10 protein-coding genes are annotated in these 13,997 nt (G+C 43.1%); 1 reads left to right on the plus strand and 9 read right to left on the minus strand.

Going from position 1 to position 13,997, the window contains the following annotated elements:
• Positions 1 to 538 precede the first annotated feature (538 nt).
• The 9 genes from N7974_RS14290 to nirB form a co-directional block, all read right to left on the minus strand.
• On the minus strand, positions 539 to 1,834 hold the full coding sequence (locus N7974_RS14290) for an alginate export family protein (RefSeq protein WP_262966271.1): 1,296 nt from the start codon (positions 1,832 to 1,834) through the stop codon (positions 539 to 541).
• A 94-nt stretch (positions 1,835 to 1,928) separates the two neighbouring features.
• Positions 1,929 to 3,680, minus strand: a complete 1,752-nt coding sequence (locus N7974_RS14295) for an ABC transporter ATP-binding protein (RefSeq protein WP_262966272.1) — start codon at positions 3,678 to 3,680, stop codon at positions 1,929 to 1,931.
• A gap of 13 nt (positions 3,681 to 3,693) precedes the next feature.
• On the minus strand, positions 3,694 to 4,710 hold the full coding sequence (locus N7974_RS14300; RefSeq protein ID WP_243221075.1) for an ABC transporter permease: 1,017 nt from the start codon (positions 4,708 to 4,710) through the stop codon (positions 3,694 to 3,696).
• A 96-nt stretch (positions 4,711 to 4,806) separates the two neighbouring features.
• Positions 4,807 to 6,207: a CmpA/NrtA family ABC transporter substrate-binding protein gene (locus N7974_RS14305; RefSeq protein ID WP_262966273.1), complete on the minus strand. Its 1,401-nt coding sequence runs from the start codon at positions 6,205 to 6,207 to the stop codon at positions 4,807 to 4,809.
• A gap of 352 nt (positions 6,208 to 6,559) precedes the next feature.
• Complete coding sequence (locus N7974_RS14310) at positions 6,560 to 7,483, minus strand: GAF domain-containing protein (RefSeq protein ID WP_262966274.1); 924 nt, start codon at positions 7,481 to 7,483, stop codon at positions 6,560 to 6,562.
• A gap of 26 nt (positions 7,484 to 7,509) precedes the next feature.
• Positions 7,510 to 8,079, minus strand: coding sequence for an ANTAR domain-containing response regulator (locus N7974_RS14315; RefSeq protein WP_262966275.1), 570 nt, complete (start codon positions 8,077 to 8,079; stop codon positions 7,510 to 7,512).
• Positions 8,080 to 8,165: 86 nt separating this feature from the next.
• Positions 8,166 to 9,083 carry a PhzF family phenazine biosynthesis protein gene (locus N7974_RS14320; protein WP_262966276.1) on the minus strand — a complete coding sequence of 306 codons (918 nt, stop codon included), beginning with the start codon at positions 9,081 to 9,083 and terminating at the stop codon, positions 8,166 to 8,168.
• Positions 9,084 to 9,087: 4 nt separating this feature from the next.
• On the minus strand, positions 9,088 to 9,420 hold the full coding sequence (nirD, locus tag N7974_RS14325) for a nitrite reductase small subunit NirD (protein WP_262966277.1): 333 nt from the start codon (positions 9,418 to 9,420) through the stop codon (positions 9,088 to 9,090).
• Positions 9,420 to 11,957 (minus strand): nitrite reductase large subunit NirB, encoded by a 2,538-nt coding sequence (gene nirB / locus N7974_RS14330; RefSeq protein WP_262966278.1) that lies wholly within the window; start codon positions 11,955 to 11,957, stop codon positions 9,420 to 9,422. The genes nirD and nirB overlap by 1 nt, the downstream gene beginning before the upstream one ends.
• Positions 11,958 to 12,340: 383 nt before the next feature.
• On the opposite strand from nirB, the gene N7974_RS14335 reads away from it, so the two are divergent.
• Positions 12,341 to 13,822 carry a NarK family nitrate/nitrite MFS transporter gene (locus N7974_RS14335; protein ID WP_262966279.1) on the plus strand — a complete coding sequence of 494 codons (1,482 nt, stop codon included), beginning with the start codon at positions 12,341 to 12,343 and terminating at the stop codon, positions 13,820 to 13,822.
• The last annotated feature ends 175 nt before the right edge of the window (positions 13,823 to 13,997 follow it).

The following is a 13,997-nucleotide window of genomic DNA, read 5'->3' on the forward strand; positions in this document are numbered from 1 at the left end:
CATAGCATTCAATTATTCTAATTACCTCATAATACTTTTCTGTTTTAGCCATTTTTCTTGCCGCTCTTTATTACCCGCGATGGATTGCATAACGATAAGGCAGAATTAACAAGACCTGAGCACATGTCAGCATAAAACGATCACAAGGAACAGAGATAGACTCCGGTAAATCCTGCATACACCACTATTTCCATAGTTTTTATGCAGAATTTACATAGCCGGGGATAAATGAAGATTGAATAAATATCGAAGGAAACTGTTGAAACGAGGAAATATAGACTTTCAGAAATTAAATTTCCATTACATGAAATTTTTAGCCCGTACGGATAACATCCCTTGAAGGGATGGTATCCGTTAATATCGAATTTATTTATCTGAAAATATATAGTTACGTAGCAAGCAGGCTAAGTAACTATTTTTACAACGAAAAAATGCTTAGGTAAAAAGAACAATACGTTTTTTGTACACTTTGTAGAGAAAATTTTAAAATCGACGCTGATAGCTTTTATACCCGGCACCTAAAACACACGATGGGGCTTTAAAAACTAATATTACCTTGTAACCAGATTTTTTGGGTATCTGTGTTGTACTGATCGGCATTGTAATAAGCATATTTTGCAAGCACCGAATAGTGCTTACCAAATTTTTTGGTCGCCATAAAATCCCATTCATCGCCGTAATGAACACTGCCGGTATCATCATAAAAGGCATGGTAAACGCCGGTTAAGGCAACATTGCCCTTGTCCAGCGAAGTAATTATGGTACCAAATACATCACGAATACCATCTTTAGGGGTCACCAGAAACAGATCTGCCCAACCCTGAAAGGCATGATTGGTACCCAACGGGGTAATAAAGGTTTTATTTTGACCAACGCCATCCAGTTGCTCCATGGCACCTTGAAAGGTAAACATATGCGCGGTCAAGCCACCCATCAAGTTAAAACGGTTGACGGTATATTTTTGCAGGCTGTTTTGGTAATCCGACTGGATACTCCATTCGGCCGTATAAAGCAGACCATAATTATCACTTACTTTAAAGGAGTCCCCCGGTTTTTGATAATTGGTCACGCGAAGACCATAGGTCTGGTTGGATTTATTATAATTTTCCTGCTCGGTATAACCCAGCCAATAGCCATAGCCGACCAGATTACCATAATCCCCCAGCTTGTAATTGACATTGAGTATCGGTGCATTAATATTTTCGGTCGTCGAAGTAAACGTTTTTACATTACCCATATAGCCAACATTAACTGTCAGGCCAAAAAGTTGTTGATTGTTGTGAGTAATTAGTACCGAGTCATAGGTTTGCTCCAACTGACGCCAACCGACGTTACCAATAAATCGATCATCATCCAGTTTGATACGTTGCCGCCCGCCTTTTATGATGGTATCGGCAAAACCTGCATAACTGAGCCATAACTGGTCAAGTTCGCTGACGTAAGGATCGGCAACCGTTGAATATTGGCTTTTACCGTTAACCGTACTATTGTAATTCGAATCCATTGCATAGACGCCTTCGTATTCCGCATAACCTTGCAAACCATGAAACACCGGTGACAGCAACCCCAAGCGTAACCGCGAGGTCACCGCATTGGCGGTATCGGGTTGTTGTTTGGCAGGTACGCCGCCAATGGGCTTGGTCATGACATCACCTTGATTAACATTTTCATAGCGCGTATTCAGATCAATTTTTACCGCTCCGTTTTTGCCGTAGTGATAAAAATTAAGCGCATCTTCAACCTCTTGGGTAACACCCGCCAACGCAGAATGGCTCGCTACCGATAATGTCAACAGCGCAACCGATAATGGAATTTTTTTTTGTTGCCTTGGCATAAAGCCCCCTACGTTATTAATTGATAAGTGATGGTTTCGTAAAACCTGAAGCAGGGAACGATGATCCATGGGTCTATTTTATGAGCAAATTTGTCTAATGTGCCTGATCGCATTCAGCCAGAAAAGTTAATAAACTTTCCCGATATTTATAATAATCAGGGTGTGCAAGCAATGCTTTTCGCGTGCGCGGCCTGGGTAAATCGATATTCTCTATTTTACCTATTTTTGCATGAGGGCCGTTGGTCATCATCACCACGCGATCTGCCAATAAAATGGCTTCATCAACATCATGGGTCACGACGATAGCCGTTACGTGCGTCCGCTCCCAAACTTCCATCAAAACCTCCTGTAACTCCCAGCGCGTCAATGAATCCAGCATACCAAAAGGTTCATCAAGTAACAGCAACTTGGGTGACAAGGCAAAAGCGCGGGCAATTCCAACCCGTTGGCGCATACCATTAGATAGTTCGGCGGCTTTTTTATGCAGTGAATCTGCCAAGCCAACACGAGTCAGGTAGTATTCAACAATATCATTACGCTCTGCTTTGGTGGCATGGGGATAAACCTTATCAACGCCCAAGGTCACATTTTCAAATGCCGTCAACCACGGAAACAGGCTGGGAGCCTGAAAGACCACGCCACGATCAGGCCCCGCGCCGTCAATCTCACGGTTATCAAGAACAATACCCCCTTCGGAAATACTGTTTAATCCGGCAGTCATTGATAAAACCGTGGATTTACCGCAACCTGAATGACCGATAATGGAGATAAACTCACCTTTTTTCATTTTCAGGTCAAAACCGTCAACAACTTTAACACTGCTGTTACCATCGGGTGTCGGGTAACTTTTTGACAACTGCGAAAATTCCAGATATCTAGGCCTGCCCAGACCATCCTTATCCGGTTTTAGTGCCGAACTATCCCGGTTCCAATCATTACTGGTATTAGGCCGGACTGTTGGCAGGATAATTTTATCCGGTGCCGATTCCCCGGTCTTTTCGATGCCAATAGCCAGCAGATATTGGGTAATTTCGGCACGACATTTTTTAAATGTTTCATTATGGTTTAATGCAGCTCTATTGCGTGGCCGCTCGATATCGATAAGGAAATCGGGGCCAAAGGTTGCATCAGGGCCAGGGTTTAACGGAATAACGCGGTCAGCCATATAGATTGCTTCATCGACATCATTGGTAATCAGGATAACTGTTTTCTTTTCCTGCTCCCAGATTTGCAAAATCTCATCCTGTAAATTACCGCGTGTCAACGCATCCAGAGCACTCAGCGGTTCATCCAGTAATAAAATATCCGGACTGGCCGCCAGAGCGCGAGCGACATTAACCCGTTGGCGCATGCCGCCCGATAATTCCGCCGGTTTTTTAGCCATGGCAGCACCCAGATTAACCATACGAATATATTTTTCTGTATGCGCTTTACGTTGTTCGGCAGTCCAGTCTTTAAAAATGGTATCAACTGCCAAAGCTACGTTTTCATAAACCGTTAACCACGGCATCAACGAATAATTTTGAAATACTACACCACGATCAGGCCCCGGCCCGGTAATTGGCTGACCCTGTTTTAATACCTCACCGCTGTCAGCCTGAATCAGACCGGCAATGGTTGAAATCAACGTGGTTTTACCACTGCCGGAAAAGCCGACAATGGCGATAAACTCACCCTGTTTAACGGTTAAATTGATATTTTTCAGGATCGATGTTTTATCTTTACCGTCACCATAAGCTTTACAAACATTCTTTAATTCTACTAACGGCAAGTAAGGATCGTTTAATGGCAATGGCTTTTTGGTCACTACACTACTATGAACTAACTTAATTTTTACAGTTGGCATAACAGACTCCTGATTAAATATCTTTACCAAAAGAGAATACTTTTTGAAATGACTGCATGATACGGTCCAAAATAAAACCGATAATACCAATGGTAAATACAGCCACCATGATTCGTCCCAAGGAATTTGAGCTGCCGTTTTGAAATTCATCCCAGATAAATTTTCCCAGTCCCGGATTTTGTGCCAGCATTTCCGCAGCAATTAACACCATCCAGCCCACTCCCAGCGATAACCGCATGCCGGTAAAAATATAAGGCAAAGCCGATGGTAAAATGATTTTTTTAATCTGCGTAAACCAGTTAAGACGTAATACCTTGCCTACGTTAACCAAATCTTTATCTATGGAAGATACGCCGACAGCGGTATTAATTAAGGTTGGCCAAAGCGAACACAGCGTTACCGTAATGGCTGATGTTAAAAAAGATTTTTCAAACCATGAATCCTCGGTAGTGATATAAACCGCACTGACAACCAGCGTCACAATAGGTAACCAGGCCAATGGTGATACCGGTTTAAAGAGTTGAATCAGTGGATTGATTGCCGTATTGACAACCGGACTCATGCCACATAAAAGACCCAGTGGCACAGCGATCAGTGTGGCAATGACAAAGCCTGCAAAAACCGTATAAAGACTGGTGAAAATCTTGTCCAGATAAGTCGCCTGACCGTTATAAGGCCGGGATTTAATTTCAGCTGCCGGATTTTCTGCCAATGTTTGTGTATTGCGCTCTTGCTGGCGTTGATAAAACTTGGCTTCTTTGTCCCTTTCTGCGAAATGTTCCGTCAATAAGCCCCCAGCCTCATGCCAAACGGCAACAGGGCCGGGTATTGCGCCAAGACTGGTGTTAACTTTGGCAGCGGAAAAACTCCAAAGCCCCAGAAACAAAGTAAAAGCAATAATGGGTACGCCCATAATCAAAAATAGCTGACGGGCTTGTTGTGCAGGATTTTCACCGGCCGCTATTTTTACAAAAGGTACAAACCAGGTTAAACCGGTTATGTTAAAAAATTTGATTAATTGGTTGTTCATTTTTTGACCTCAATTTACTTAACATCTGCAGGAGCCAACCATGCCGGCCCGCTCCTGCATCAACATACCCCGCATTACTACCCGGAAATTCGGGTATTACTCAACAACCTTGCCACCAGCTACTTTTTGTTTGCCTTTAAGGCCGATAGTAAATTTAGTCAGATACTCATTGGGTTTGTTACCGTCATAAACAATGCCATCAATAAAATCGGCGCTGGGTGCTTTAAAACCGGTTTCTTTATCTGAGGGAAAATCGCCGGCTTTAGCTTTACCTTCGGCAATTAACGCTTTGGCTGCTGCCATGTAAATATCAGGACGGTAAACTTTTTTGGCTATTTCCATATACCAGGCATCCGGTTTTTGCTCGTTGATTTGTCCCCAGCGACGCATTTGGGTCAAGCTCCAAACCGCATCGCTGTAATAGGGGTAAGAGCCGTTATAACGAAAAAACACATTAAAATCGGGTAATGCACGTTTATCACCCTTTTCGTATTCAAAAGTGCCGTTCATACTGTTGGCAATAACCTCATAGTCAGCACCGACATACTGTTTTTGCGAGAGCATTTCTACGCCTTCGTTACGGTTTTTATTATTCTCTGCATCCAGCCACATTGATGCACGAATTAAGGCCTTGATAACTGCCAAATGGGTATTGGGATATTTATCCGCCCATTCTTTCGTCACCCCAAAAATTTTTTCAGGGCTGTTTTTCATCAGTTCATAATCGCTGATAACCGGGACGCCTATACCTTTAAATACGGCTTGCTGATTCCAGGGTTCACCGACGCAATAACCAACAATAGTACCTGAATCCATAGTAGCCGGCATTTGTGGTGGCGGGGTTACTGACAATATGGCTTCGGCATCAATTTGACCGGAAGTGTCTTCCGGAGGTGCATAATATCCCGGTTTAATACCGCCGGCTGCCAGCCAGTAACGCAATTTCATATTATGAGTTCCAACCGGAAAGGTCATTGCCATATTGAACGGTTTACCGGCATTTTTGTATTTTTCGAGTACCGGCTTTAAGGTATCCGCTTTAACAGGATGTACCGGTTTACCGTCCTGCATGGGTATCTGCGGTTTCATTTGCTTCCAGACATCATTCGATACCGTAATGGCATCGCCATTTAAGGTCATCGTGAAAGCACTGATAATATCTGCTTTGGTACCATAACCTATGGCAGTTCCAAAGGGCAATGTTGCCAGCATGTGGGCACCATCAAGCTCACCATTGATAACCCGGTCCAATAAAACCTTCCAGTTGGCTTGAGCTTCAATTTGTACGGAAAGCCCTTCATCTTCGAAATAGCCTTTTTCAAAAGCAACCGCTAAAGGTGCCATATCGGTTAATTTAATAAAGCCCAACTTCAGACTTTCTTTCTCCAGTTTTTCAACAGCACCAACACTGGACGCAAAGCTTAACGTTGTAATAGTGGCGACGGTTACAAGTGCTGTAACCAGATTTTTAATAGTTAATTTTCCCGATTTTTTCATAACGGCTTTATCCTGTTCAGATATTCAGTGCAAAAAAAAAGCGTCGAAAACCTCTGTGTCAATAACAACACTGAGATTTAGCGACGCCTTTGTCTGGTGCTCAACTTTGAGCAAGGAATGGTGACTCCAACGTTGGAGCCTCTGACAATGTTAAAGCATAAGCTATGCCAAAATTATGGAAAAGTATTTATATTTAAAATAAATTAATAAATACAATCTGTTGCGTTACTTTTACAGGAATAAACACCTTAAGGGTAAACATCAATATCGAAATTATTAATTGCTGCGCTCCAGTAACGTGCAATATTCAAAATATTTTGCACCAAATCAGATCTCACTGGCTCGATTAACTTTAAAACAGAAAACTGACAATGGCTTTTAGCCGGCCTTTTTCTATAACCGGTATGGCCAACATACTGCTTAGACTATCCAGCTCCGGACTATAGTCGGACTCCTGATTACCCGTGATAACAGGCATGCCGGTCAGCCAGACGCGGCCCAAGGCACCAATGCCTTTGGTAACCGTCATGGTTTCAAATATTTTCGCCAGCTCATTACTGCTTTTACTATAACCCTGCTGACAAATGAGTTGTTTGCCTTCCCTATCTGGAATCCATATCTGAATACGTTTGGCAATAGGCGTCGCTTTCGCTGACAAAAAGGTCATGATATAAGGCTGCCCGGGATTATCAGCAACAGGAATACCAATTCCCATAGTAATACCGGCCTGTTGTGCATCGCCAGCTCTAATAAAGGTATCTGCCTTGCTGATATCATCGATAAGAACGGGCATACCCGATTCCCAAGCCAGTCCAGCCAGACCTTGCCCCTTGGGTACGCTGATTTGTCTGGAGACAGCTTCAAAATATTGTAGTGTGCCGTAATAACCGTCCATAACAGCAAGACTTTTATCCAAAACCGGATTATTGCACCAAACCTCGATAGCTCCGGCATGATCCTCGTCATCGCCACATAAAAAAACCACGACAGCCATCAGAAAATCGCCGGAAAAAATAGGTATGGCAATGCCGCAGGTTAAACCGGCGTTTTTTGCAGCAGCGATACGCTTAAAATAAGAGTGTTCAAATTTTGCCAAAACAATGGGATGACCAGCAGCCCAAGCCTTACCGGGTAAGCCTTCGTTATAAGAAAATTTTTGTTGCTCACTGTCCACTTTAAAATCGGTTAGTCCACCATATAAACCGGAGCCAAATTCCAATTGAGTGCGTTCTTTGTCTGGAATCCATACTTCAGTGACTTTGATAAAGGTTTTCATGGCTGGTAGATGCAGTTAAGGCTTTTTTATTTAAACAGTTCCGACATGGCAACAACATTTTTAGCCATTTCGCCCAAGGTAATATTTCGATCCATCGCCAATTTCCTAAGCGTATGGTAAGCCTCGTCTTCAGTAAAATTTTGCGTTTTTATTAAAATGGCTTTGGCACGATCAATCTGCTTTCTGTCTTCAAGCTTTACACAAGCCTCTTCCAGTGCATGCTTAAGTGCTTGCTGATGTTTAAATCTGGCGATAGCCACGTTGATGATGGTGTTAATACGATTACCCTGAAGACCATCGACTATAAAAGCACTAATGTCAGCTTTAATGACCTGGTTAATAGTATCTGTAGTCGTATCATTGGCAAACATAATGACAGGTAAAGGCGATTGATCATTAAGCGTTTTCAGATCAGCCAATAATTTTTTAGAGGGTGTATCAAGATTGAAAATAAGGACATCCGGCGTGACATCCTTAATCAGCGCTAAAATTGCAGGACTATATTCGATTTTTAAGCATTGGTAATCAGTGTCTTTAAGGCTGTTTTCCAGCAATGTATTATGAAGATCACTTTCAATCAATAATACATTAAGCATAATTCATAATATTGCGTCAGTGTAAGGTAATCGGTTTAAACACGGTAAGCGACTATTACCTTCGCCTACCGTTTTGCTGTTATAAATCAGGCCGGTAAAAAAACAGTCCCTTGAGCAAACATGACCGCTTCACCACCAACTCGCAAGGCAAGCTGCTCCTGACCTTTATGATCCATTTCCAGATTCAATACACTACGCCTGGCCTGTGAATCGCCTCTATCAACGGCAAAAGTGTGAGTACCTTTTCGGGTATGTTCAAATGAACACAAGTAAGAAGCAAACGCCGGCATTGCACTACCTATCGGTGGATCTTCGTGAATACCTATACGAGGCCCCAGTAGTCGCGCATTAAAATCTGAATCCATAAAAGGTGTTTTCGGTGCAAACAATAAAATTTCCTGTGCTGCTGTTTGTGGCGCTATTGATTGACTCCACGCCGCATAATTAAATTTGGCTTTTCTAACCGAGTCATAACTCCAAACCGGCACTATCAAATAAGGTACGCCACAGGATACCAGACGGGGTGAGTATTTTTTATGATCAAGTTCCGACTGCTGAATGGATAAGAAACCGGCCAACTCTTCATCGGTAGGTGCAAAGCGGTCAACGATGGATGAAACCTTACGACTAAACTGAACAAAAAACGGCTTGCCCTGGTTTGCAGAAATATTGACATCAATCGGCCCGACGTTCTGTTCAAATACCACCGGCGTAATCGCTTCAGTCAAGTTAATATCGCCACAACAACCCAGTACATACGCCGTTGCTATAATGGGATGACCGGCAAAATCTATTTCACCCAGTGGTGAAAAAATACGCATCTTTCGGGTGGTACCTTCACTGCCGGGATGAAAAACAAATACTGTTTCAGTTAAATTTAATTCTTTGGCAAGTAATTGCATCTGTTCATTACTCAGACCATCCGCGTTGGGAAAAACGGCAATCTGGGCACCATTGAAAACCTGGCTGGTGAAAACATCAGCAATATAATAGTTATAATTCATCGAGCTACTCCGTCATGCTGATTTGAACGCTACCGTTTTCCATGCGCACTGCATAGGCCGGTATGATTACCGTTTCATCTTCAAGACAGATACCCGTTTGCAGATTGAAATGTTGTTTATATAAAGGCGAGGCGACTACCGGTTGGCCGTTAATATCGCCAATCAATCCGCGTGACAAGACATTGGCCTTACCAAAAGGGTCGTAATTGTTAAGCGCATAAACGGCAGACTCTTTAGGCATATAAAACAGCGCCACCTGTTGGCCGTCAACCAAAGCGCAAACACCGGAATCAGGTTGTAAATCATCAATACTGCAAACATCTTGCCACTGAGCCATTACGCGACCTCCACGAGTTTAAAATGTTTTCGTTCATCGTCATCGGCAGGACGGATTTGTCCACGTTCCTGAACAAAAACAACATTATCATCAGCTTGATTACTATTAACAAAGTGATGAAAACGTTTTAATTTTAATTCATCGGCAATGGTGGCTTTCCATTCACATTGATAGGTATCAATAACATACTGCATTTGTTGTTCTAACTGCTCACACAAACCAAGTTTGTCATTAATCACGACCGACTTTAAATAATCCAGACCACCTTCCATATTTTCCATCCAAACCGAAGTACGTTGCAACCGGTCGGCAGTGCGGACATAAAAACTCAACAAACGGTCGATATATTTAATCAAGGTTTCTTTATCCAGACTGGTGGCAAACAAATCTGCATGCCGTGGTTTCATGCCACCGTTGCCACAAACATACAAATTCCAGCCACTCTCTGTCGCTATAATCCCAATATCTTTACTCTGCGCTTCTGCACATTCGCGCGTACAACCCGACACTGCAAATTTAATTTTATGCGGTGATCTTAAGCCTTTATAGCGATTTTCAAGCTCTATGGCCAAACCGACACTGTCATCCACGCCATAACGACACCAACTGCTACCGACACAAGATTTAACCGTCCGCAAAGACTTTCCGTAGGCATGACCGGATTCAAAGCCGGCATCAATCAGTTCTTTCCAGATAGCCGGTAATTGATCGACCGGCGCCCCCAGCAAGGCCACTCGCTGGCCACCGGTAAGTTTGGTATAAAGTTTATATTTTTTACCCACCTCACCCAGAACAATCAACATATCAGGGGTAATTTCACCGCCGGTAATTCGCGGTATCACCGAATAGGTTCCATCTTTCTGCATATTGGCTAAAAAGGCGTCGTTGGTATCCTGTAAAGCCATGTGTTCTGTTTTTAATACAAAATCATTCCAGTGAGAGGACAGAATAGAACCGACGAGCGGCTTACAAATCTCGCAACCCCGGCCTTTACCATGTGTTTCCAGTAAGGAATCAAAAGTTTTGATCTCTTCAACGCTGATAAGGGTAAAAATCTCCTGACGGGTATAAGCAAAATGCTCACAAATATCCGTATTCACTGCAAAGCCCTGTTTTGCCAACTCTGAGTTCATCACTGATTTTAGTAACGCCGCACAGCCTCCACAACCGGTTGCGGCCTTGGTTTCTGCCTTTAACTCACCGATAGTGGTACAGCCCGCTTCAATCACCTGACAAATGGCACCTTTAGTGACATCGTAACAAGAACAAATTTGAGCAGACATGGGTAAAGCATCGGGTCCCAAGCCAACCGATTCATCAGAACGGGCCGGTAAAATAAGTGCATCCGGATTTTCCGGAAGCTCAATACCATTAATGCAATACTGTAACAATGTCCCGTAACCGGAAGCATCGCCGACCAATACTGCCCCCAATAACTGTTTTTTATCCTGACTAACAACCAGACGCTTATAGACTTCGCGATCACCATTTTGATAGGTATAAACCAGGGCGCCCTGGGTTTTGGCATGCGCATCACCGATACTGGCGACATCAACCCCCATCAACTTTAATTTTGTACTCATATCCGCGCCGGTAAAGCTGGCTGCATTACCGGCCAGATCAGCGACAACAGTACGCGCCATGGCATAACCCGGGGCGACCAAACCATAAATCATGCCATTCCAGAGCGCACACTCACCAATGGCATAAATATCAGCATCCGAGGTAAGACATTGATTATTAATTACTATACCACCGCGAGGTCCGACTTCGAGCGCACAATCACGCGCAATATCATCACGCGGACGTATGCCTGCCGAAAACAATACGATATCCGTTTCCAGCTCTTCACCATCGGCAAAGCACATTTTATTCACGCACTGATCGCCATCAGTAATAAGGCTGGTATTTTTGCCGGTATGTACCGTTACGCCCAAATTTTCGATCTTGCGCCGTAACATGGCACCACCGGCTTCATCCAGTTGAACGGCCATCAAGCGCGGTGCAAACTCTACGACATGTACTTGCAAGCCCAGATCTTTTAAGGCATTGGCAGCTTCCAACCCCAACAAACCACCACCAACAACAACACCCACTTTGCCGTTTTTAGCCGCTGCGGCCATGGCTTCAAGATCTTCAATCGTCCGATAAACCAGGCACTGTGGCCTGTCATGTCCAGGTACCGGGGGTACAAAAGGGAAAGATCCCGTCGCCAATACCAGCTTGTCATAACGAATAGTGATACCTTTTTGAGAAACTACCGTTTTGGATTCACGACAAATTTTGACTGCCTTATCGCCCATATGAATGGTAATACCGTGTTTTTCAAAAAAGCCGGGCTCTACCAGAGACAAATCTTCGGCAGTTTTGCCGGAAAAAAATGCCGACAGATGGACCCGATCATAGGCAGGTCTGGGTTCTTCACAAAAAGTAATGATTTCATAGTCGTCTTTAGCAGAACTTGCGACCAGACTAGCCAGAAAATTCTGGCCAACCATGCCATTACCAATGACGACCAGTGTTTGTTTTGTGCTCATGTATAACCTCAATGACTACGTTATTGCTATTTCTATAGTTATCTAGCAAACGACATGCCACAAGTTAAAAGCCATTATCCTTAATAGTCCAAGTAAGTAATAACAGAAAAACAGGGGCTCATAAGATTCAAAATAGTGCGTAAAATCTTATTTAGTGCATAAGCAGCATCATAATAGTGCATAGCGACAGCTTGATCCTGATCAAAACGTCTTACTGCTTTCTTTTTGGTGCATCTGTGGTGTTTTGGTGCGCTTTAATGGTTAAAGCAAGCTTAATCCGGATTTTATAGGACATTATTAAGCCAATGATTTTATTGTAATTTTTATTTATGGCACATAACATGCTTTAGATTATGACATCGCCCTCAATCATGAGATTAAAAATGTCATCAGAAAAAATGAACCTGTTTTCCTTCTCGGGAAAAATAAAAATCCTGCATATGAGCTGGATAGCTTTTTTCATCAGCTTTGTTGTATGGTTCAACCATGCGCCTTTAATGCTGGTTATTGCCAAAACCCTGGGCATGAACAGCGCTGAAATAAAAACCATACTGATATTAAATGTTGCACTCACCATTCCGGCACGCATTATCATCGGTATGTTAGTCGATAAATTTGGCCCCAGACGAACCTATTCGACGCTATTGGCCGCCAGTAGTATTCCTTGTTTAATGTTCGCTATTGCTGCAAATTTTGAACAATTGGCGCTTGCCCGTTTTTTATTGGGTTTTGTAGGAGCAGGTTTTGTCATTGGCATTCGCATGGTTGGTGAATGGTTTCCTGCCAAACAAGTCGGCATTGCCGAAGGCATTTATGGTGGCTGGGGCAATTTTGGCTCTGCTGCTGCTGCCGGAGCATTACCCGTTTTAAGCCTTATATATGGCGGTGATGAGGGCTGGCGCTATGCGATTGCTTCGACCGGTATAGTGGCTTTAGTCTATTCGGTTATTTATTTTTTTAATGTCTCTGATACCCCTAAGGGTTCGACTTATTTTAAACCGAAAAAAAGTGGTGCGATGGAAGTAACCAGTACCGGCGACATGTACTTTTATATCTTCATGACAATACCTTTATACCTGGCATTAACCCTGTTAACCTGGAAATTATCGTCAACAACCGATGTTAACCTGGTTTCAATGCCTGTTGCTATCGGCATTTACATCACTATCTGGACCTTGTTTCTATACAATGTTTACAAAATAGTCCATGTTAATAAAGAGAATTTACAACAACCAACGGCTGAAATTCATCGTTATAAATTTAAACAGGTCGCCATTTTGGATTTAGCCTATTTTATGACCTTTGGCTCCGAGTTAGCCGTAGTATCGATGTTGCCGCTATTTTTCTTTGAAACTTTCCATATATCTCAGGGCATCACCATGGTGCAAGCCGGCTTGCTTGGTGGCAGCTTTGCCTTTATCAATCTGATCGCACGTCCTGCTGGCGGCTGGATCAGCGATAAATTTGGCCGTAAAGTTTCTTTAAGCCTCTGCATCTTGGGCTTGTCAATCGGCTATTTAGGCATGTCAATGATCACTTCTGAATGGTCACTTATTTCGGCAGTATTGGTCACCATGTCGTGCTCGTGTTTTGTATCGGGCGGCTGCGGCGCTGTCTATGCAATCGTGCCGTTGATTAAACGCCGCATGACGGGTCAGATTGCCGGTATGGTCGGTGCTTATGGTAATGTCGGTGGCGTATTATTTTTGACTTTACTGTTGTTTGTTTCATCGTCAGTATTTTTTATGATCATAGCGGGAGTTGCTTTAAGCATATTGATTGCCGTGCAATTTATTGATGAACCTAAAGGCCACATGGCTGAAATTCAGGATGATGGCACTGTTGAAATGATTGAGTTAAGTTAAATTAAATAGGCCCATTAACCCTTTATGCTTGTTAGCGACTGATATTAACAGGGCAACCGCATATAAATTAACTAAAAAACCAGAGATAATACCCAGTTTTTTTGGAGATTTTCTACCATGTCATTAAGTTTACAAGAAGCTTTTTCGTCTCTTGAAGATCCACGAGTTGAAAGGC

It is taken from the genome of Methylobacter psychrophilus (genome assembly GCF_025583945.1).
GTDB classification, from domain to species: domain Bacteria; phylum Pseudomonadota; class Gammaproteobacteria; order Methylococcales; family Methylomonadaceae; genus Methylobacter_C; species Methylobacter_C psychrophilus.